Origin of the sequence: Bacillus sp. JCM 19034, from assembly GCF_001310635.1 — a bacterium.
GTDB lineage: Bacteria > Bacillota > Bacilli > Bacillales > Bacillaceae_D > Halalkalibacter.
Genome location: NZ_BAXR01000001.1, coordinates 177,667 through 198,356 on the forward strand (window position 1 = coordinate 177,667; position 20,690 = coordinate 198,356).

A 20,690-nucleotide genomic window follows, 5' to 3' on the forward strand; every position below is an offset into this window, starting at 1 on the left:
TGAGATGAACGGTTATAAAGCATGGTTAACATATGCTCCAATTAAAAATATAGCGTACAAAGAAAGGTTATTGAAAATCGTATCGGTTATCGAGTGTCGTGCCAAAACCGAAGTCATTCAAACAGCGATACAAGAATGGTCTAAAGCGATATTGTCTATGACAGGTAAGGAGGTAGCAGTATACGATTCAACTGAAGAGCCGTGTGTACGAATAAGAATAACGGATGAACGTGTAACTGAAACTGAAGGATATAAAATACAATTTCAGGATACGACTAAGCAAGGCTTATGCATTACGAGCAAGACAGATAAAGGTGTTTTATATGCCATTTTTCATTTAATAAGATTGATTCAAATGGAACTTCCGCTTGAAACGATTGATATCGACGAAGCACCAAAAAACGATTTACGGATGATTAACCAATGGGATGATATGGATGGCAGCGTTGAGCGGGGATACGCAGGTCAATCGATTTTTATAAAGATCATGATTTTATTCGAGATTACAAACGAATAGAAGATTATGCACGACTCCTTTCCTCTGTAGGTATTAACGGAATAGCAATTAATAACGTGAATGTGCACACAGTAGAAACAAAATTGATGACCGACTTTTTACCAGATGTCGCAAAGGTTGCCGATATATTTCGGAAGTATGGGATTAAAACATTTCTTAGTATTAATTTCGCAAGTCCGGTTGAATTAGGGGAACTAACGACAGCAGACCCTTTAGATAAAGAGGTGAAAGAATGGTGGAAACAGAAAGTGGCTGCAATCTATCAAGCTATCCCTGATTTTGGTGGAGTTGTTGTTAAAGCTGATTCGGAGCATCGACCTGGTCCATTTACATATGGCCGAAATCATGCAGATGGTTCGAATATGCTAGCGCAAGCTTTTGAGCCATTTGGTGGAATTGTGATTTGGCGATGCTTTGTCTATAATTGCATGCAAGATTGGCGTGATCGCTCAACAGATCGGGCGAGAGCGGCATATGACCATTTTAAGCCTTTAGATGGCGATTTCCATCCTAATGTTATATTGCAAATTAAAAATGGTCCAATGGATTTCCAAGTAAGAGAACCTGTGTCTCCTTTATTTGGAGCGATGGAAAAAACGAACCAGATGATGGAATTTCAAATTGCACAAGAATATACGGGACAGCAGCGACATGTTTGCTTTTTAGTTCCTCAGTGGAAGGAAGTATTGGAATTTGATACGTATGCAAAAGGAAAGGGATCGGAAGTAAAAAAAGTGATCGATGGCTCCTTGTATCATCCGACGTTAAGCGGAATGACCGCTGTTTCGAATATCGGTAATGATGATAATTGGTGTGGACATCAATTAGCCCAAGCGAATTTATACGGATTTGGAAGATTAGCTTGGAATCCGGATCTAAAAAGTGAAGATATAGCTGATGAATGGACACGTATCACATTTGGCAATGATCAAGAGGTTGTAGTGAAAACAACTACGATTTTGCTGCAATCATGGCGTACATATGAAAAATATACAGCTCCACTTGGTGTTGGCTGGATGGTTAATCCAAATCATCATTATGGTCCAAATGTAGATGGATATGAATATTCTCGTTGGGGAACGTATCATTTTGCAGATTGGAAAGGCATTGGGGTTGATCGAACGGTTGGAACCGGTACTGGCTATACTTCTCAGTACTTTACGGAAAATATGAATATGTACGAATCAATCGAAAGCTGTCCAGATGAGCTATTATTATTCTTTCATCATGTCCCATATACACACCGCTTAAAATCAGGGGAAACAGTTATCCAGCATATTTATAATACACATTTTGAAGGTGTAAAAGACGTCGAGTTCTATAGAGAAAGCTGGCTGCAACTAGAAGGGAAAATCGATGATGAACGTTTTCAAAAGGTGCTAAAGCGATTAAATGAACAAGTGGAACATGCGAAAGAGTGGCGTGATGTTATAAATACGTATTTCTACCGAAAATCAGGGATAAATGATGAAAAAAATCGAATAATTTATTAAAGAGTGGAATTTTTTTGACACAGTAGAGTAAGAAGATGGATAGTGAACTCATTGAATCTATGATATAATGAAAGGGTATACATAAGGGGGTGCTATGATATGAACAATCAAGAAGGTATGTGGGGAAGTTTTTACCGGATTTCAGAAAAAATTATGTATGCCTGTTATATTAACTTTTTATGGATTTTATTTACGATTCTTGGGTTAGGGATATTAGGGTTTATGCCGGCAACGGTGGCCATGTATGCTGTGTTTCGTAAATTTTTGATGGGGGAATCCGATGTAAAATTTTTAAGTTGTTTGTACAAACGTATAAGAAGGAATTTATTAAATCCAACTTATACGGAGTCATCCTCTTAGTAATAGGATATGTGTTATATATCGATTTTGTGTTTCTTTCAACGGTAAATGGATTGGCTAATCTGTTTTTAACAGGTGTGTTTTTTATAGCAGCCCTTTTCTATTTATTGTTAGTATTATACTTAGTGCCCGTTTATGTCCATTATAATATGACATTTTTCCAATACATTAAACAAGCGTTATTAATAGGTTTTATTAGCCCACTGATGACAATATCAATGGTACTAAGCTTGTTTTTATTATATTTGCTGTTTGATTTTATTCCTGGGTTAATTCCGCTATTCTTCTTTAGTGTTGTCGGATTTTCGATTATGGGAAATGCATTTATCGCCTTCAAACGGCTCGAACAAAAGAAGGAAGCATTGCTAGAAAAATCAGCAGAAAATGCATCCTAATTAAAAAAAGAAATCGACCAGGATTATGGTGGTCGATTTCTTTGTCATTTATACGTTCGGATGAAAAATTTGAAATTGCCCACTTAAAGCTAGCATAGCAAATAAGTACAAACAATTATCGTAATACCGTCGAACTCCCTTTCGAACGGGAGTATTCCAAAATAACTCAACCATTTGTTTTGCGTACGGACCATCTGGCGAGGCGAGTGAAGCCATTGCATTTGTTGCAATCAAGCCAACAGGATGAAGAGACTTTTCTTCAAAAGGGTCTCCCTCAATCGTGTAACGCCTATAATCGTTTGGCTCTATTTGAGCGAAGAATGCTTGGATTTTTTCTGCTATTTCTCGTTCCCAATCGTTTTCTCCAAACCATTCACTATCGAGTCCTATATTCGCTGCAACACGGTAGGAGTCACTAAAGAAATGCCCAAAACCACGAATATTATTTGGTTTTCCATCGAAAAATGCGTATTCAGGTGCTAATCCTGTTTTAGGATGACAAGCTTTTGGAAGGTATTCCCGACTAGCATATGCTGCTTTTTTCCAAAATGAACGATCCTCTTGATTAGCCCACAAACCAAAGAGCTCATAAAAGTGTGGTAAATGATATGAAGGATCAGTAAATTCACAATTTGGGATGAATTTAATGAGATAGTTTTCTGGATTCCACATTGGAAAGCCATCATGATTCTCCCCTTTATGAATGCAAGAGTGAAGGATGCTTTTAGCTTGTTCTCCGTAATTAAATGGTTCAGAGTCATCCCCCATCGATGAGAAGCAAAAAATAATGCCATTGCGAAAAACTCTTCTCCATCAGGAGCAGGTCCGTGAGCTAATTTTGTTCCATCCCGTTTACAAGACCAGGCAAAGTAGCCTGCATTTTCACCGTAATCCATATACATGTATGTCTTGGCCCAATTCCATAGCTTATTAAATATTGTTTGATCGTTCATTTGTACAGCCATCATCATTCCATAGGACATTCCTTCTGTCCTGACATCTTGATTACCTGTATCAAGTATGTAAGCATAAGCATCATCAACGTCAAAGTAAATTTTTGTCTCATCATCGCCATAAAATAATTTGTTCCAAGTATCCTCTACTTTTTGATTGATTTCTGTACTAGTGTAACCGTAATATGCAAATAGATTTCTATAATTACGATTGTAAAACGCTCCTTTATGTGTAACCATTTTTTCTCCTTTTCATAGGTTTTTGAGGTATTGATTATGACCGTGGATACGCTTACATAACCACGAAATATAATACTTATAAAAATTTTCAATCCCCCTTTTTATCAATTATTCATGAATTATAACAATTGAATGTAAAGTATAAACTAGGAAAATTAAAGAGAATCGTTTAGAAAATATAGATATCTTAAAAGAAAGCCTTTATTTTTACAAACTGGTATGGTAGTATGGTAATTGAAAAAGGGGGAAGAATGATGATAATTGACAAACAATTACGGAAAGCGTTTTCATCTACGAGAGATTATGTGTATCATGTTCTTCGTGACAACATCATTACGTTAAAGCTTGAACCGGGCACGAATATTTCAGAAAAAGAAATTTCCGAACGGTTAGATGTAAGTCGAACCCCTGTAAGAGAAGCCTTTTTAAAGCTTGTTCAAGATGAATTGTTAGAAGTTTATCCCCAAAGAGGATCGATTGTCACTCTCATTGATCTCGATCATGTAGAAGAAGCTAGGTTTATTCGTGAACATTTAGAATGTGCTATTTTAGAGACAGCCTGTGAATCGTTTGACACCGAGGCACTAACTAAATTAGAAGTGAATATCCATATGCAAAAAAAATGTGTAGAATTAAAAGACTACCAACAATTTTTTGCTTTAGATGAGCAGTTCCACGAAACGATCGCTGAAGGCTGCAATAAAAAAAGAGTTTGGAACATTATTCAGCATATGAATGTTCATTTGAATCGCGTTAGGCTTTTAAGTTTAGTTGGAAAATATGATTGGGCACCTATTTTAGAGCAGCATGAACAATTATGGATAGGAATAAAACGAGGGGATAAAGATTTTGTTCGAAACGTAATCAAAGAGCATCTCTCAATTGTGAAAAAAGAACAGATTCATTTATATAATGCGTATCCACACTATTTTAAATAAGATCGTTAACTAGAAAAAACAAACGTTGTTACAGTGTAACTGCCATAAGTTTAATAGAAACTACTTTCACATTTTCGAGAATCTATGAAACTACAAATAGGAGATGATTGAAATGAAAATGGTTTTTCGTTGGTTCGGGGAAGATAATGATTTTATTCCGTTGCAGCACATTAAACAAGTTCCTGGAGTGGAAGGGTTAGTTTGGGCATTACATGACATTCCAGTTGGCGAGGCCTGGCCACTTGAACGAATAAAACAAGTGAAAGATCAAGCGGATAAGTATGGGTTTCATATCGACGTAGTAGAAAGTGTTAATGTTCATGAAGATATTAAGCTAGGACTTCCAACAAGAGAACATTATATTGATAATTATATTAAGACAATAGAACGGTTAGCTGAAGTGGGGGTTAAAGTCATTTGTTATAACTTTATGCCTGTCTTCGATTGGACTAGAACGAATTTATTTAAAGAAATGGACGATGGATCAACAGCCCTTTTTTTCGAGAATGAAAAATTGCTAATATCGATCCGCTGGAGCTTGTAAATGAAATTGCTGAGAATTCTCAGTTAACTATGCCGGGCTGGGAGCCAGAGCGTTTAAAGCATCTAACTAACATATTTAAGCAGTATGAAGGTGTAACAGAAGAAGATTTATGGAACAATCTGCAATACTTTTTAGAAAAAGTAATTCCAATCGCACGCAAAAACGACATTAAAATGGCGATTCATCCTGATGATCCTCCATTCTCTGTTTTTGGTTTGCCTAGAATTATAACGAATAAAGAAAACATTAAACGCTTATTAAAGCTAGTTGATGATCCATACAATGGATTGACTTTATGTAGCGGTTCATTAGGAGCAAATCTTGAAAATGACGTTTCGAACATGGTATATGATTTCGCTGAACGGATTCATTTTGCACATATTCGTAATGTGAAAACATATGACAATGGAGATTTTATTGAAACCTCCCATCGTTCAAAGGATGGAACTGTAGGGTTAATAAACATTATGAAGGCGTATCATGATGTGGGATTCACAGGGTATGCACGACCAGATCACGGTCGACATATTTGGGATGAAAAATGCCGTCCGGGGTATGGCTTATATGACCGAGCATTAGGAATTATGTATTTATGGGGAATTTGGGATGCTTTTAATAAAGAAAAGGAGGTAAAGTCATGCTAGCACTGAATGGGAATTTAAAAGGCAAGGTTGCTGTTATTACAGGTGGGAGCGGTGTCTTATGTGGAGCAATGGCTAGAGAACTAGGGAGACAAGGTGTGAAAGTTGCTATTTTAAATCGAACAATTGAGAAAGGTAAACAAGTCGAAGAGGAAATTGTTCGAGCAGGTGGAACGGCTTTAGCGATTGCTTGTGATGTATTAAATATTGAAAGCGTTATAAAGGCGGAAGAAATTATTTCCAGGGAATTAGGAATTTGTGATGTTTTAATAAATGGTGCTGGTGGTAATCACCTGATGGAACGACTACAAATGAGACGTTAAAGCAAGAGGATTTACATAATTCTCATTTGAAGACGTTCTTTGATATGACGACTGAAGGCTTTCAACATGTTTTTCAATTAAATTTAACTGGAACGATTATACCAACGCAGGTGTTTGCAAAAAAAATGTTAAATCGACCTGGTGCGACGATTATTAATATGTCATCAATGAGTGCCCCATCACCGATGACGAAAGTACCAGCCTATAGTGCAGCAAAAGCAGGAATAGAAAATTTCACACAATGGCTAGCTGTACATATGGCAGATGTAGGAATTAGAGTAAATGCCATAGCACCAGGTTTCTTTTTAACGGAGCAAAATCGAAAGTTATTAACGAATGATGATGGTTCTTTAACGCCACGCTCCAACAAAATTATTAGTCAAACTCCGATGAGGAGATTTGGTAAACCAGAAGATTTGTTAGGTACATTATTATGGTTAGTTGATGATAACATGTCAGGCTTTGTAACAGGTATCACAGTTCCTGTTGATGGTGGATTTTTAGCCTATTCGGGCGTATAAATTGAAAGGGGAAATGAAGATGAAAAAATATCAAGTTTTACAAGCAATTGAACAAGCAGGAATTGTAGCTGTAATACGAGGTGATTCTTCTGAAGAAGCGTTACGTATTTCTACAGCATGTGTTGATGGTGGGGTAAATATTATTGAGTTAACGTATACAACTCCAAACGCATCTAGTGTCATAGAAGCGTTAACGAAAGAAAAGGATTGTATTGTTGGTGCTGGAACTGTTTTAGATGCTACAACAGCTAGACTTGCTATTTTAGCGGGAGCAACTTTCATCGTTTCACCAGCATTTGATGCTGAAACAGCAAAACTTTGCCATCTTTACAAAATCCCATATATGCCAGGTTGTATGACGATTACGGAAATAACGACAGCATTAGCATCGGGTGTAGATGTAATTAAGCTTTTCCCAGGAAGAATGGCCCAACCAGCGATTGTGAAAGATATTAAAGCTCCATTACCACAAGTAGATATTATGCCAACAGGGGGAGTGAGTTTAGACAACGTTCAAGAATGGATTCAAGCAGGAGTTTATGCTGTTGGGGTTGGTGGTCAATTAACGAAAGGTAGTTCAGAAGAAATTGCTCAGACGGCTGAACAATTTGTCAATAAAATAAAAGAAGCACGTTCATAGTTAGGAGTGATTCATAATGAAAAAGGTTGTAACGCTTGGTGAAGTCTTAATGAGATTATCGCCGCCAGGGCATGATCGTATCATTGGCAGTCAGTCATTTGAAGCTATTTATGGTGGAAGTGAGGGAAATGTGGCTGTTGCATTGAAAGCCTTTGGGATGCAAACATCACTAGTCACGAAAATACCTGATAATGCGATTGGTGATGCTGCCATTCATTCATTTCAAGCTTATGGTGTAGATACATCACAAATTATTCGCGGCGGAGAACGACTTGGAACCTATTATCTTGAAAATGGTTACTCTATTCGCCCAAGTAAAGTAGTTTACGATCGCAAATACTCATCCATTACGGAAGCAAACATAGATGAGTTTGATTTGGATGCCATTTTTGCTGATGCTGATCTTTTTCATGTATCGGGTATTACACTTGGGATTAGTGAAAAAGCCTTTCAATTAGCACAAGTATTTATGCAAGAATCTCGACGCCGTCATGTACCAGTAAGCTTTGATTTTAATTATCGAAGCAAATTATGGAAAACAGAAGAAGCTAAAGAGAAATTCTTACAAGTACTTCCTCACGTTAATATTGCTTTTGCAGGGCTACTAGATTTTACGACGTTCCTTGGCATTGATAAAAAAGTGGTTGAAAATGTTGATGAGATGAATGATTACCAAAGGATTTATGAATCCGTTAATAATCAATTTGGATTTCAATATATTGTTTCATCGTTTCGCGATGTTGTATCAGCTTCAAATAACAACTATCAAGGTCTCGTTTTTAATGGAGGAAATTCTAAAATTAGCTTATCGAAGAAATATAATGTTGACATCATCGATCGTGTCGGTGCAGGAGATTCATTTACAGCAGGCTTCCTATATTCCTATTTAACTAACCAAGTCGATACGTACAAAGTAGAATTTGCTACAGCCGCTGGTGCACTAAAGCATACAATATTTGGGGACTCTTTGAAAGCAACAGTTGAAGAGATTGAAAATTTATTTAAATCAGGTGCTTATCACGTTCAACGATGATCGTTAAAATGGTCGCTAAACAAATTTTTGTAGAATAAACTGGGTACAATAAGGTTAACCAATGAAAGAGGAGGTTAACATGGCTACTCAAGTAGAAACGAATAAGGTAGCGATCATAACTGGGGCTTCTTCAGGGATTGGTCGTGCTAGTGCAATAAAGTTAGCTGAACAAGGAACAAAAGTCGCTCTTGTTGATATTAAGGAGAAGAAAGCTGATGTAGTTAAGCATGAGATTGAACGTTTAGGTGGCGAGGCATTAGTCCTTGATACAGATGTGTCAAATGAAGAACGAATGAAAAATAGTTTTAAAAACGTTATTGATCAATGGGGTAGACTTGATATCGTTTATGCGAACGCGGGGATAAATGGAAAAGTAGAGCCGATAGAAGATTTGTCAGGAGATGACTGGGACAAAACACTAGCAACGAATTTAAGAAGTACGTTTCTTGCGACCAAATGTGCAATCCCTTATATGAAACAACAAGGTGGCAGTATCATTATAACGAGTTCGATAAATGGTACGAGGAAATTTAGAGGGTTTGGAATGTCCGCTTATAGTGCATCAAAAGCCGGCCAAGTCGCTTTTGGAAAGATGGCTGCACTTGAATTAGCTCGTTATAAAATAAGGGTAAATATCGTATGTCCTGGTGCTATTAAGACGAATATTGGTGAGAATACATTTAAAGAAGATGAGGAACTTGAAAAAATTAGGATACCTATAGAATACCCAGAAGGGTCACAACCATTAGAGCATCAACCAGGATCTCCAGAACAAGTAGCAGACCTTGTATCATTTTTAGCATCAGAACAATCAAGTCATATTACAGGAAGTGTTATTCATATCGATGGTGCAGAATCTCTATTATAATTCTCGTTGAAATCTAAAAAGGAGTAATTTTCTTTTTAGATTTTTTATTTTAAGGAAATATCCCGAGAAAATTACTATCCTCCATACTATGATAATGGAAAAACGTGCTCCTTTTTTGATTCTGAGTAAGGTTTCTCTTGCCCATACAGATGATTCACGTAATAATTATAGGAACAAATGAGAGTGCGATGAATGTATATCAATGAAAGTAGTTATGATGGGGTGTTGTCATATGACAGAAGAGCAAATCTTAATTGTCGAAGATGAAAAAATATTGCTAGAGTCCTTCAATTGGAGTTAGAACATGAAGGTTATCGTACCGCAATTGTAAAGGATGGTATATGTGCATTAGAAGAAATTAAGGAAGGGTCCTATTCATTGATTTTACTTGATGTTATGTTGCCATCTTTAAGTGGTATGGAGGTTTTAAGAAGAATACGAGCGATGAAAATAGACACGCCTGTCATTTTATTGACTGCTAGAGATACAGTGATTGATAAGGTAGTGGGACTTGATCAAGGAGCAAACGATTATGTAACAAAACCGTTTGAAATTGAAGAGCTGTTGGCTCGAATTCGTGCTTGCTTACGAGTGAATGGTACAAATAAAGTTGGAAGTCAAGGACAGATAACATTTCAAAAATTGTCAGTTAATGAACAAACACGTGAAGTGATTAGAGAGCAAAAGGCAATTGAACTTACGCCAAGAGAATTTGATTTACTTATTTTTCTCATGCGTCATCCAAAACAAGTGTTAACCCGTGAACAAATTTTAGAACATGTATGGGGGTTCAATTATTACGGTGATACAAATGTTGTTGATGTTTATATTCGTTATCTACGTCAAAAAATAGACCGTCCTTTTAACGAACCGTATCTTCATACAGTACGAGGAGTTGGGTATGTTCTCAAAGGTATTGAACAATGAGACTTTCAACTCGGATTAGTTGGTTTACAAGTGGATGGTTGATCATTCTGCTTTTGTTTGTCAATACTGGTATTTACTTTTTGTTTGAGTATCGAACAAAAGAAGCAGAATTAGTTCGTGTATCACAACAAATACAATTAATAGCTGAAGTTGTTCAACATACTCGTAGTGAATCAATTGATCAGGCGGAGCTATTAACTTCGTATTTACCGAGTAGCGGGATGATCCGGATTATTCGCAATGATAACCGTGTTGCCTTAACGACAACAAAACATCGTGAACTTAGTCAATTACCTGTAGAATACACTACGATTCAATCAGTTAGTCAAGTTCGTTTTTCTGGACATAGAATTGCTGTGGCTACGTTACCGATTATTTGGAATGACGGTTCAGTTGTTACAATTGAATATAGTGAATATATGCATACATTCGAATCGACGTTAGCGACATTAAGGATCGTATTACTCATTGCTTCAATAATCGTCATTATACCTGCGATAATAGCGAGCCGACTACTTAGTCAATTTTTAATAAAGCCTATTCAATCATTGATTCAAACAATGGAAAAAATAAGAATGAAAGGCTCTTTCGTTCGGATAAAGGGAACTGATCATCCTCAAGATGAGCTTGATCAAATGGGGCAAACCTTTAATCAAATGATAAATTTATTAGAAGAAAACTATCAGAAACAAGAGCAATTCGTTTCTGATGCTTCACATGAGTTAAAGACGCCACTTACTGTTATTGAAAGTTATGCTCGACTACTAAAACGTTGGGGGATGTCAGATCCTGACCGGTTAAAAGAAGGACTTGACGCTATTTATGAAGAGTCCCAGCGAATGAAAAGCTTAACCGAACAGATGCTTCTATTAGCTAAAGGTGAACAAGAAGCAACGTTTAAACAAAGAGAATCAGTGCCAATTATTGATATAACCGAGACAGTAGCTCAAAAGCTAAGAATGGTTTATCAGCGTACGATTTCGGTTAATAGTGAAGATGAATTCTATGTCAATAGCTCGGAAGATGATATCAAACAGCTTATGTTTATATTAATTGAAAATGGTTTGAAGTACAGTGAGGAGCAAATTGATGTAAGGTTTGAAAAATCTGTCACAGAAAAACATGTCAAGATTCTAATTCGTGATTTTGGTATAGGGATTGCTAAAGAGGATCAAGAATCGATATTTGAACGTTTTGTTCGTGTTGATAAAGCAAGAAGCAGACAAACTGGTGGGAGTGGATTAGGATTGGCGATTGCAAAAGCGATTGTATTGCGACATGATGGGACCATAAAGGTTGATAGCGAAGAAGGGGAAGGTGCAACGTTTATCGTTGAATTACCATTAATTAAGAGTCGCGTGAAAGGAGAGCAAATTGATTAATAGAAAATTTTTATTTTTGTTCAGTTTTTCTCTGATTTTTATCATAGTAGTTGTTCTCGTCATTTCCCGCTTCTATCTGCCACAAGATAAATTGTCCGAAAATGAGGTAGAGCAAATAATAGCTAATTTGTATGAAGGGGAGCTACAAGAATTAATTGAAGAGGACGGAATATATAAGGCAAAATGGCTAACAGAGCATGGAATTTATCACGTATATGTTGATGCGTATAAAGGCGAAATTTACGATTTACAAACTGATGGTGGTTCGGACATTGACACAGGAGAATTATTTGTTGATCAAGAAAATGTTTTAACAATAAATGCGGTTTTCGAAATTGTGAAACAATTTGTTGGTGATGACATTCAAATACAGGCAATAGAATTGGAAAATGTGAGGAATCAAGCTGTTTATGAAGTGGAGATAGTCCAGCAGAGTGGAAATGGTCACTTAACGTTAGATGCAATGTCAGGAGAAGTCTTATCATATACGTTCTCTGAGAACCGCACTGATAATCAAAACGATGATAAGTCGAATGCGACATTTATCAGTGTAGAAGAAGCTAAACGAATCGCATTAACGGAAGTTTCGGGTGTCGTTGATGATATTGATCTTGAAGAAAGCAATGGTCGTTACGTTTATGAAGTGGAGATCGAAGAAGGAGAAATAGAGGCAGAAGTGATTATTGATGCGATAACAGGTGATGTGATTACAATTATTTGGGAAGATTGATCGGCATAGTATAGTTTTTTCTCATCAATTTCTCATTTTTTACTCAGAGTGTTTTCATTTTCTCCAAGTAATATACAGATAGATTCAAATTAGGGAGGAAGAAAACATGAGAAAAACAATGATGATAATTGTAGGGCTCGCATTAATTGGAGGAACGGGTATTGCTGTAAGTGCCGCTACGTCTTTGGATACGATAGAACGTGTTATCCCCGTTTCAGCTTCAGAAGATATCGATGTTTCAACGGAGTTCGGAAATGAAATGGAAGAAGGCCCGCTAGTTACTGTAAAAGATGCAAAAGAGCTGGTGTTAGCACAGTTTGAAAATAGTCATTTTAAAGAATTAGAGCTAGAAAAGGATAACGGTCGTTATGTATATGAAATTGAAATAAAGGTTGATGGTAAAGATGGTGATGTGTACGTTGATGCGATGAACGGAGAGATCATTTATATCGATGACGACCTATTGAAAGATACAAGCGAAGAACATCGAATTTCGAATGAAAGAATAGGTGAATTCATTTCTGCACAGGATGCATTGGAGATCGCGTTTGCCATATCGGTGAAAAAGGTGAAGTGGATGAACTAGAATTGGAGAGAGATGAAAGCCGCTTTGTTTATGAGATTGAAATAGAGCTTTCAAATGATCGAGAAGTTGAGATGGACATAGATGCCAAAACTGGTGAAATTATAAATGTAGAGTGGGATGATTAAGCTCGGTCATTTCTATAAAAAAGGGACTAGGAAAGACTTTTACACGTTTTTCCTAGCCCTTTTTATATATTTAGAGTAACAATTTATAATGCAATTTATTTGAATAACACAATAAAAATATGTTTAGATAATAGGGTAAGCACTTTAAAATTACTTTGACAAGGAGGAATCACCATGCCTACAAACATAAAAGATGCGACAACATTACATAACGGTGTAAAAATGCCCTGGTTTGGACTAGGAGTATTTAAAGCGGAGAATGGTAAGGAAGTAATTGAATCAGTTAAAATGGCTATTCGCCACGGTTACCGAAGTATTGATACGGCTGCTGTTTACAAGAATGAAGAAGGAGTCGGAGAGGGAATTAAAGCTTCGGGTGTAAATCGTGAGGAACTATTTATAACGACAAAGGTGTGGAATTCAGATCAAGGCTATAATGAGACATTGCGTGCTTTTGAACAATCTATAGCGAATTTACAATTGGAATATATTGACTTATATTTAATTCATTGGCCAGGTAAAGATAAATATAAAGAAACGTGGAAGGCGTTAGAAAAGCTTTATAAGGATGGAAAAGTTCGTGCGATTGGAGTGAGTAATTTTCAGATACATCACTTAGAAGATTTAATTAGTGATGCTGAAATTAAACCAATGGTCAATCAAGTTGAATACCATCCACATTTAGCCCAATTAGAATTGCATGACTATTGTAAGAAGGAAGGTATACAGCTCGAAGCTTGGTCACCGTTAAAACAGGGTCAGTTGTTGGATGATCCAACATTAAAGGAAATCGCCGATAATTACCAAAAATCAGTTGCTCAAGTGATATTAAGATGGGATCTTCAAAATGAAGTGGTAACAATTCCTAAATCAGTTAAAGAATCGCGAATTATTTCGAATGCAGATATTTTTGATTTTGAACTATCAGCAGAGGATATGGAATTGATCAATCAATTGAATAAAGATGAACGTGTTGGACCAAACCCAGATGAATTTATGAATGGCTTCAAATAAGGTAGATTAATAGTAAGGGTGTAACATATAGCGGTACTTTTTTAGAAACCGTAACAATGTTACACTCTTTTTGTATGACAGTAAAGAAGGTGAAGGAATGAGGGTAGGAATTATTGGAGCTGGGATTTTAGGTGCATCTGTCGCATACCATTTAGCGAAATCAGGAGTTGACGTTGTCATTGTAGACCGTAATGATAAGGGAAAGGCGACAAGTGCTAGTGCTGGAATAATTTGTCCTTGGCTTTCCCAACGGCGTAATAAAAAGTGGTATGAGCTTGTAAAAAATGGTGCACGCTTTTATCAAGAAATTATTAACGAGTTAAAATGGTTAGGGATTGATCAGACGGGTTACGATCAAGTAGGTGTGTTAAGTGTACATTCGGATCTTACTAAATTAGAAAAGATGCGGGAAAGAGCATTAAAGAGAAAAATTGATGCACCTGAAATTGGCGATATACATTTATATGATCACGATGAAGCTAGCAGAAAATTTCCATTATTAGCTGATACGTATCATGGTTTATTTGTTAGTGGTGGTGCACGAGTAGATGGAAAAAAAGTGTGTCAAGCACTTATAGATGGAGCCATTCACTATGGTGCTAACTATATCCATGGAGATGCATCTATTTTGACAAAGGAGCAGCATGCAAAGGGGTTTAAGGTTGATCATGAAGAGGTGCTTTGTGATAAAGTTGTCGTGACTGCTGGTGCATGGGCACAAAAGCTGCTACGACCAATTCAAATATCCTTTCAGGTAGAGCCACAACGAGCACAAATCATACATATGAAACTAAAGACGAACATGGAAAATTGGCCTGTCGTTATTACACCTACAAGTAAATATATATTAGGTTTTGAGAATGGTTATATTATAGCTGGTAGTACGTATGAGGAGGCAACAAACTTTGAACCAACTACTTCAGTACGAGGCTTACATGAAATATTAAATGTAGTAGGCGACACTGCACCGCAGCTTTTAGAAAGCAATTTAATCGAGGCTAAGGTCGGCTTTCGCCCAGTCGTGCCCAATTTCCTACCAGTTTTTGGTGAGGTTGAACAGTATGAAGGCTATATATAGGAAATGGTTTAGGTGCAACAGGTTTAACTGCGGGGCCATTTCTTGGTGCTGAACTCGCTGCTCTAGTACTTGAGGAAGAAACGATTCTTCAAGCAAGTGATTATGATGTAAATGGACTTATCGAACAATTGTCATATGAATAAAAGCCTTAAAGGAGTGAGTTGTGTCCTTTAAGGGCAAGTATTTGAATTATAGTTTCTCAAAAAGTCCCGTATTTAATAATGCTTGATAGATCTCATCATTCTGCCCTTCACGTATTTCAATTTCTACCTCATGATCAGGTTGCAAAGAAACAGCTAATAGCCCTAGTAAACTTTTAGCATCAATTACCCAATGGTCCTTTTTAATTAAGATGGTTTCTGGAAATGTACTAGCAGTATTAACTAATGTAGTAGCCGTTTCAGCAAAGATTGGTTTAAGTACTTTGACACGCATTATTCGTCACTCTCCTTTTTCATTCTATTTTAAGTATATTATAGTTAAGGTTGATTGAATTCCCTTTTTTTTAAAAGGTACAAAATGATTGAATATTTTAACCTTAACAGTTTCATTAAAGCGAATCGTGAAAGCGTTGTCAATAAAAAAATCAAATTCTTTCTAGTGCTTAAAAGGGGAGAATGCTCATAAAAATTTTAAAGAATGTTCTTTTTTAAACTATAATAATGTCAGGAGGATTGATGTGAATAAGGTTAAAGGACAATCATTCTTGAAGCTCTTCAATCAATATCCCGTAAACGGTCAATCATTTTATTATTCTGCAACAGGTAATCATCATCTTTCAAAAAGTGTGTTTAATCAGCTCGTTACTAAATTGCATCACCATGAAGAAAGTATAAATCAGTTGTTGCTCATGATAAATCATGACTTTAGATTGAAAGAAGATTTGATTGATTCTATCATGCAAAATCAACGTTATTTAAATGAGAAGATGGAACAAATTTCTATAAAAATTGGAGCAATTTCAAATACATTATATTCATACACAGAAAAACTCGAGTTAGTTCAATCACGTTTTCATGTAGTAGAGCAAACGTTATTGCGTAAAATTAGGCAAATGGATTTGGGTGAAATAGATTATAGTGATTTGAAAATAGAGCTTCTAGAATATAAAACAAATCAAAGGGTGCTCGAGGAACAACTAAACGGTCTTATTCAAAAAATACGAGAGCTTGAAAGTATCCAAAGAAATCAAGAACAAGTACAATTAGATCTATACTCAGAACTACAATTACAGAAGCTATAATAATCTAGTAAGATCATCGCGGTCTTATTAGATTTTTTTACGTTGAATTGACAAAAGATTCTTTCTATATGTTAAAGACTAGACTTTTTTGACAGAAAAGTGGACAATATCATAATGGATCATTAGCTTTTTGGGGGTAGAAGAGGATATGTATCATGCCGAGACGTGGAAAGAAAAGTTGGTTTTGTTCTTACAAATACTGTGGCCAATCATGGTAACACAGCTTAGTCTACACGCCATGAATTTAGTCGATACGATGATGTCTGGGCGTGTCGGAACGGATGATTTAGCTGGGGTAGCCATCGGTTCAAGTATTTGGCTTCCCGTATTCACGGGCATAAATGGGATTTTGCTAGCCGTTACACCAATTGTTGCGTATTTGATTGGAAAAGGAAAAAAAGATGAAATTGGTGAATCGGTTACACAATCATTATATGTATCAGGATTGTTGGCAATTAGTGTGGTTATATTAGGTGCATGTCTATTAAAACCAATCCTCAACATAATGAATTTGGATGCTAATGTTTACCATATCTCATACCATTATTTAATTGGTTTAGCATTCGGGATAGTACCACTTTTTGCATCGAACGTACTGCGATATTTTTTGATGCACAAGGTTATACACGACTTACAATGATCATTACAGTAATGGCGGTTCCGTTTAATGTCTTGCTTAATTATGGTTTTATTTTTGGGGAATTTGGATTACCTGCGCTAGGGGGAATTGGAGCAGGGTATGCAACAGCTGTTACATATTGGCTGATCTTCATTTTTACAATTTGGACAACCTTTAAAGTTGATGCACTACGGCATTTTCGACTATTTGTTAAATGGGCTAAACCATCCTTAGCAGCATGGAAAGAACAGTTATCAATAGGGGTTCCAATTGGCTTGTCGATATTTTTTGAATCAAGTATTTTTGCTGTAGTAACGCTTTTAATGGGGATGATGTTTACGACAGTAACCGTTGCAGCTCATCAAATTGCACTTAGCTTTACGTCCCTTATTTTCATGATACCACTAAGTATTTCTATGGCTCTAACAATTGTCGTTGGTTTTTCAGTCGGTGGTGGGAAACTACCGAATGCAAAACAATATGGTTATCTAGGCGTATATGGAGGCATCTTTATATTGGCTATTGGGGCTATTTTCCTCTTTATATTCCGTGAGCCGATTGCGTATTTGTATACAAGGGATTATGATGTTGTCATTTTAGCTGGACAATTTTTTATTATTGCTATCTTTTATCAAATATCAGATGCAGCTCAGTCAGGGTTACAAGGTGTCTTACGTGGTTATAAGGATGTACAAGTTCCATTTATTATAGCCTTTATATCGTATTGGGTAATTGGTATGCCAGTTGGATATAGTTTGGCTGCTTATACAAATTTAGGGCCATTTGGATTGTGGATTGGGATTACGATCGGTTTAAGTTGTGCAGCATTAGGTTTTCTTATTCGACTACTGGTCGTCCAAAAAAGAGTCGAATCGGCAATAGAGAATGGGTAATGAAAGATAGATGGAAAAAGGGTGCTGAAAAAGTTCAGCATCCTTTTTATTAAAACCTACACAGTTAGCGACTAATAAACATCTGTGTCCAGTAGTTCCCTTGTTCAACATATCCGACACCAATATGAGTGTAATCAGGATTCATAATGTTTTCTCGATGACCTTGACTATCCATCCATGCTTGAACAACTTCTTGGGCAGAGCGTTGTCCTTGAGCAATATTTTCGCCAGCAGAACGATAAGAAATACCAAAATCTCGCATCATATCAAATGGAGAGCCGTAAGTTGGGCTCGTATGAGAGAAATAACTATTTTGCTGCATGTCTTTAGATTTTTCACGAGCAACTTGACTAAGTGATGAATCTGCTTGAAGCTCCGATAAGCCTTGGTTGCGTCTTTCTTGGTTCGTTAAATCGATGACTTGCTGTTCAATTGTACTAATTCCCTCTGTTTGTTGCGGAGCTTCTGTTCGATCAGGCTGCTCTGTTTCTTGTTGCGGAGGTTGTTGTCCACTTGGAGCTTCAGGTTGACCACCTGACTCATTGCCTTGCTGTGGCTGTGCTGGTTGTTCTGGCTGTGCTGGTTGTGCTGGCTGTTGATGTTGACCTTTTCCTTGGTTGATACGTTCCATTATTTGCTCGGGTGTTAACTGTGTAGCACCTTCAGGTATTAGTCTGTGTAAATCATCAACGGTTATATGATGAATATTTTGTGGTAGCCGTTGCATAACCTCATCAGGTAATAATCTTTCTATATCATTGCGGTTGATTTCTACAGAATTTTGAACAGTATAGTCATATTTTGCATGTTGAATTTGAATCGGAGACGTGTGAGGAAATTCTTCGCTTGATTGGGATGTATAGTCACTTGACAATTGACCGAACCCCTCATTACGTGCTTCATCTGCTTGGTTGTTACAGGCCACTAAAAGCAATGCAAAACTTATGAATAACATGCTTAGCTTTTTCATTTTTATAACTCCTTTTTCTTTATTTATTGTTCTAATAGTAGTATGAATAAAAAATGTATTAAAAAATATGGTAATTTATTGTAAATGTTAATTTAAGCGTCGAAATATTTATAAGCTAATTATTAGAAAAATTTAATTGAATCATGTAAGCTAAACAAGTTAAAAATATATAATGATTGTGTTCGATAGGAGAGAGAAGAACTTATGAGTATACCTAGTTATAATAGAAAAACAATTGTTACGTTATTGTTGGCGGGTTCGTTTATTGCGATTTTAAATCAAACGTTAATGATAACAGCAATTCCACCAATTATGCAGGAAATGGGAGTTACGGCAAATAGTGCACAATGGTTAACAACTGTTTTTATGCTAGTAAATGGAATTATGATACCGATTAGTGCTTTTTTAATTGAACGATTTACAACGAGGCAATTGTTTATTAGTGCAATGAGTATTTTTGCTGTCGGAACTCTTTTTGCCGCTGTTGCACCTAATTTTCAATTGCTATTAATAGGAAGAATGATACAGTCAGCTGGTGCAGGTATTATGTTGCCACTTATGACAACTGTTTTTCTCTTAATTTTCCCTATCCAACGACGTGGAGCCGTCATGGGGTTAATTGGGTTGGTTATTTCATTTGCTCCTGCTATCGGTCCAGCCTTATCGGGATGGGTAACTAGTCACTATTCATGGCGTGTGTTGTTTTATATTATTTTACCAATTGCGATTATTGACATTATCATCGCAGCTTTCGCCTTGAAAAACGTAACTGAGCAAAAGAAATCAAAGGTGGATGTCATTTCGATTATATTATCGTCGTTTGGATTCGGTGGATTGTTATATGGCTTTACAACTGCAGGCGATATTGGTTGGTTAGAACCGATGACTATTATCATTTTAGCAATAGGTATTATTTCAATTCTTTTATTTGTGGCAAGACAATTAAATTTGGCGAATCCAATGTTAGAATTTCGAGTATTTACGTATTCCATTTTTCCATTCGCGGTTTTGATTGGGATGATTGGGTTTATGGGTTTGATTGGAACGGAAACATTAATTCCATTATATATGCAAGAAATGAGGGGATTTTCGGCGTTTGAGTCAGGATTAGCACTTCTACCAGGAGCACTGATTATGGGCATAATGTCACCAATTACCGGAAGGATTTTTGATAAATATGGGGCTAAATGGTTAGTATTCATTGGTTTAACAATCTTAACATTATCGACGTTTGCCTTTACAATCTTAGGTCCCAATACATCCTTTGCATATCTTACTGCAATGTTTGCGATACGAATGTTTGGTTTATCAATGGTGATGATGCCTGTAGCTACAGCAGCTCTAAACCAGATTCCTAAAAAGCTAATACCTCACGGAGCAGCTATGGATAATACGATGAGAATGATTGCATCTTCTGTTGGTACAGCCCTATTAGTTTCTATCATGACAACAACAGAAGCTACAGCTTCTCTAGACGCAAGTATTGATTATCCAAATATTTATGGGGCAAATGTGTCATTTCTCGTTTTATCCTTTATCACATTAGGTGCGTTCATTATTGCCTTTTTTATTAAATATGATCAGCCTGCATCAACGATTAAACATGGAGATAGTACAAGTCAAGGCGAATAGTGCTAGAAAAAAACCTATTAGATAA

19 protein-coding genes and 5 pseudogenes are annotated in these 20,690 nt (G+C 36.5%); 20 read left to right on the forward strand and 4 right to left on the reverse strand.

Annotated features, from left to right (window positions below; all coding sequences use genetic code 11):
* Positions 1 to 4 precede the first annotated feature (4 nt).
* From JCM19034_RS00980 to JCM19034_RS22635, 3 genes and pseudogenes are all read left to right on the forward strand, one after another.
* Positions 5 to 2,010, forward strand: a pseudogene (locus JCM19034_RS00980) (alpha-glucuronidase family glycosyl hydrolase).
* A 222-nt stretch (positions 2,011 to 2,232) separates the two neighbouring features.
* Positions 2,233 to 2,339: pseudogene (locus JCM19034_RS22630) on the forward strand (YesL family protein); the annotation flags it as partial.
* Between the two features lie 42 nt (positions 2,340 to 2,381).
* The gene (locus JCM19034_RS22635) at positions 2,382 to 2,765 is read left to right on the forward strand and encodes a hypothetical protein (RefSeq protein ID WP_231686794.1); all 384 of its coding nucleotides are present in this window, start codon (positions 2,382 to 2,384) and stop codon (positions 2,763 to 2,765) included.
* Positions 2,766 to 2,813: 48 nt separating this feature from the next.
* On the opposite strand, the gene JCM19034_RS22640 is transcribed toward JCM19034_RS22635, so the two are convergent.
* Both JCM19034_RS22640 and JCM19034_RS22645 read right to left on the reverse strand, forming a co-directional pair.
* Positions 2,814 to 3,341 carry a hypothetical protein gene (locus tag JCM19034_RS22640; RefSeq protein WP_082393664.1) on the reverse strand — a complete coding sequence of 176 codons (528 nt, stop codon included), beginning with the start codon at positions 3,339 to 3,341 and terminating at the stop codon, positions 2,814 to 2,816.
* A complete protein-coding gene (locus tag JCM19034_RS22645) occupies positions 3,245 to 3,958 on the reverse strand; it encodes a glycosyl hydrolase family 8 (protein WP_082393665.1) in 714 nt (237 codons plus the stop codon). The genes JCM19034_RS22640 and JCM19034_RS22645 overlap by 97 nt, the downstream gene beginning before the upstream one ends.
* 254 nt (positions 3,959 to 4,212) lie before the next feature.
* Between JCM19034_RS22645 and JCM19034_RS00995 the strand changes: the two genes are divergently transcribed.
* From JCM19034_RS00995 to JCM19034_RS01050, 13 genes and pseudogenes are all read left to right on the forward strand, one after another.
* A complete protein-coding gene (locus JCM19034_RS00995; RefSeq protein WP_062046559.1) occupies positions 4,213 to 4,896 on the forward strand; it encodes a GntR family transcriptional regulator in 684 nt (227 codons plus the stop codon).
* Positions 4,897 to 5,008: 112 nt separating this feature from the next.
* Positions 5,009 to 6,084: pseudogene (gene uxuA, locus JCM19034_RS01000) on the forward strand (mannonate dehydratase).
* A pseudogene (locus JCM19034_RS01005) lies at positions 6,078 to 6,925 on the forward strand (SDR family oxidoreductase). The pseudogenes uxuA and JCM19034_RS01005 overlap by 7 nt, the downstream one beginning before the upstream one ends.
* Positions 6,926 to 6,944: 19 nt before the next feature.
* Positions 6,945 to 7,565, forward strand: coding sequence for a bifunctional 2-keto-4-hydroxyglutarate aldolase/2-keto-3-deoxy-6-phosphogluconate aldolase (locus tag JCM19034_RS01010; RefSeq protein ID WP_062046561.1), 621 nt, complete (start codon positions 6,945 to 6,947; stop codon positions 7,563 to 7,565).
* A gap of 16 nt (positions 7,566 to 7,581) precedes the next feature.
* The gene (locus tag JCM19034_RS01015; protein WP_062046563.1) at positions 7,582 to 8,598 is read left to right on the forward strand and encodes a sugar kinase; all 1,017 of its coding nucleotides are present in this window, start codon (positions 7,582 to 7,584) and stop codon (positions 8,596 to 8,598) included.
* Between the two features lie 79 nt (positions 8,599 to 8,677).
* Positions 8,678 to 9,466, forward strand: a complete 789-nt coding sequence (locus JCM19034_RS01020; RefSeq protein WP_062046564.1) for an SDR family NAD(P)-dependent oxidoreductase — start codon at positions 8,678 to 8,680, stop codon at positions 9,464 to 9,466.
* 232 nt (positions 9,467 to 9,698) lie between these two features.
* A pseudogene (locus JCM19034_RS01025) lies at positions 9,699 to 10,393 on the forward strand (response regulator transcription factor).
* Entirely contained in the window at positions 10,390 to 11,775 is a 1,386-nt protein-coding gene (locus tag JCM19034_RS01030) for a cell wall metabolism sensor histidine kinase WalK (RefSeq protein WP_062046566.1), read from the forward strand. Before JCM19034_RS01025 ends, JCM19034_RS01030 begins: the two are co-directional and overlap by 4 nt.
* Entirely contained in the window at positions 11,768 to 12,505 is a 738-nt protein-coding gene (locus tag JCM19034_RS01035) for a PepSY domain-containing protein (protein ID WP_062046568.1), read from the forward strand. The genes JCM19034_RS01030 and JCM19034_RS01035 overlap by 8 nt, the downstream gene beginning before the upstream one ends.
* A 106-nt stretch (positions 12,506 to 12,611) precedes the next feature.
* On the forward strand, positions 12,612 to 13,091 hold the full coding sequence (locus JCM19034_RS01040; protein ID WP_062046570.1) for a PepSY domain-containing protein: 480 nt from the start codon (positions 12,612 to 12,614) through the stop codon (positions 13,089 to 13,091).
* Positions 13,092 to 13,093: 2 nt separating this feature from the next.
* Positions 13,094 to 13,216, forward strand: coding sequence for a PepSY domain-containing protein (locus JCM19034_RS22130; RefSeq protein WP_197276318.1), 123 nt, complete (start codon positions 13,094 to 13,096; stop codon positions 13,214 to 13,216).
* 174 nt (positions 13,217 to 13,390) lie between these two features.
* The gene (locus JCM19034_RS01045; RefSeq protein ID WP_062046571.1) at positions 13,391 to 14,230 is read left to right on the forward strand and encodes an aldo/keto reductase; all 840 of its coding nucleotides are present in this window, start codon (positions 13,391 to 13,393) and stop codon (positions 14,228 to 14,230) included.
* A 97-nt stretch (positions 14,231 to 14,327) separates the two neighbouring features.
* Positions 14,328 to 15,308 (forward strand): FAD-binding oxidoreductase, encoded by a 981-nt coding sequence (locus JCM19034_RS01050; RefSeq protein WP_231686748.1) that lies wholly within the window; start codon positions 14,328 to 14,330, stop codon positions 15,306 to 15,308.
* Positions 15,309 to 15,497: 189 nt separating this feature from the next.
* Here the strand turns inward: JCM19034_RS01050 and JCM19034_RS01055 are convergent, their stop codons facing one another.
* Positions 15,498 to 15,743, reverse strand: a complete 246-nt coding sequence (locus JCM19034_RS01055) for an HPr family phosphocarrier protein (RefSeq protein ID WP_062046574.1) — start codon at positions 15,741 to 15,743, stop codon at positions 15,498 to 15,500.
* 244 nt (positions 15,744 to 15,987) lie between these two features.
* On the opposite strand from JCM19034_RS01055, the gene JCM19034_RS01060 reads away from it, so the two are divergent.
* From JCM19034_RS01060 to JCM19034_RS24425, 3 genes are all read left to right on the forward strand, one after another.
* Positions 15,988 to 16,551 carry a hypothetical protein gene (locus JCM19034_RS01060; RefSeq protein ID WP_062046576.1) on the forward strand — a complete coding sequence of 188 codons (564 nt, stop codon included), beginning with the start codon at positions 15,988 to 15,990 and terminating at the stop codon, positions 16,549 to 16,551.
* A 148-nt stretch (positions 16,552 to 16,699) separates the two neighbouring features.
* Positions 16,700 to 17,191 carry an MATE family efflux transporter gene (locus JCM19034_RS24420; RefSeq protein ID WP_370621765.1) on the forward strand — a complete coding sequence of 164 codons (492 nt, stop codon included), beginning with the start codon at positions 16,700 to 16,702 and terminating at the stop codon, positions 17,189 to 17,191.
* Positions 17,188 to 18,063, forward strand: a complete 876-nt coding sequence (locus JCM19034_RS24425) for an MATE family efflux transporter (RefSeq protein WP_370621766.1) — start codon at positions 17,188 to 17,190, stop codon at positions 18,061 to 18,063. The genes JCM19034_RS24420 and JCM19034_RS24425 overlap by 4 nt, the downstream gene beginning before the upstream one ends.
* 64 nt (positions 18,064 to 18,127) lie before the next feature.
* Here the strand turns inward: JCM19034_RS24425 and JCM19034_RS01070 are convergent, their stop codons facing one another.
* On the reverse strand, positions 18,128 to 19,033 hold the full coding sequence (locus JCM19034_RS01070; protein WP_062046579.1) for a CAP domain-containing protein: 906 nt from the start codon (positions 19,031 to 19,033) through the stop codon (positions 18,128 to 18,130).
* 204 nt (positions 19,034 to 19,237) lie between these two features.
* Between JCM19034_RS01070 and JCM19034_RS01075 the strand changes: the two genes are divergently transcribed.
* A complete protein-coding gene (locus JCM19034_RS01075) occupies positions 19,238 to 20,665 on the forward strand; it encodes an MDR family MFS transporter (RefSeq protein ID WP_062046580.1) in 1,428 nt (475 codons plus the stop codon).
* The last annotated feature ends 25 nt before the right edge of the window (positions 20,666 to 20,690 follow it).

Excerpts from the sequence above, each read along its gene's own strand:
- JCM19034_RS01030 (WP_062046566.1), top strand. The coding sequence starts at position 10,390 with ATGAGACTTTCAACTCGGATTAGTTGGTTTACAAGTGGATGGTTGATC.
- JCM19034_RS01070 (WP_062046579.1), bottom strand. The coding sequence starts at position 19,033 with ATGAAAAAGCTAAGCATGTTATTCATAAGTTTTGCATTGCTTTTAGTG.
- JCM19034_RS01075 (WP_062046580.1), top strand. The coding sequence starts at position 19,238 with ATGAGTATACCTAGTTATAATAGAAAAACAATTGTTACGTTATTGTTG.
- JCM19034_RS24425 (WP_370621766.1), top strand. The coding sequence starts at position 17,188 with ATGATCATTACAGTAATGGCGGTTCCGTTTAATGTCTTGCTTAATTAT.
- JCM19034_RS22645 (WP_082393665.1), bottom strand. The coding sequence starts at position 3,958 with ATGGTTACACATAAAGGAGCGTTTTACAATCGTAATTATAGAAATCTA.
- JCM19034_RS01050 (WP_231686748.1), top strand. The coding sequence starts at position 14,328 with ATGAGGGTAGGAATTATTGGAGCTGGGATTTTAGGTGCATCTGTCGCA.
- JCM19034_RS01040 (WP_062046570.1), top strand. The coding sequence starts at position 12,612 with ATGAGAAAAACAATGATGATAATTGTAGGGCTCGCATTAATTGGAGGA.
- JCM19034_RS24420 (WP_370621765.1), top strand. The coding sequence starts at position 16,700 with ATGTATCATGCCGAGACGTGGAAAGAAAAGTTGGTTTTGTTCTTACAA.
- JCM19034_RS01010 (WP_062046561.1), top strand. The coding sequence starts at position 6,945 with ATGAAAAAATATCAAGTTTTACAAGCAATTGAACAAGCAGGAATTGTA.
- JCM19034_RS01020 (WP_062046564.1), top strand. The coding sequence starts at position 8,678 with ATGGCTACTCAAGTAGAAACGAATAAGGTAGCGATCATAACTGGGGCT.
- JCM19034_RS01055 (WP_062046574.1), bottom strand. The coding sequence starts at position 15,743 with ATGCGTGTCAAAGTACTTAAACCAATCTTTGCTGAAACGGCTACTACA.
- JCM19034_RS01045 (WP_062046571.1), top strand. The coding sequence starts at position 13,391 with ATGCCTACAAACATAAAAGATGCGACAACATTACATAACGGTGTAAAA.
- JCM19034_RS01015 (WP_062046563.1), top strand. The coding sequence starts at position 7,582 with ATGAAAAAGGTTGTAACGCTTGGTGAAGTCTTAATGAGATTATCGCCG.
- JCM19034_RS00995 (WP_062046559.1), top strand. The coding sequence starts at position 4,213 with ATGATAATTGACAAACAATTACGGAAAGCGTTTTCATCTACGAGAGAT.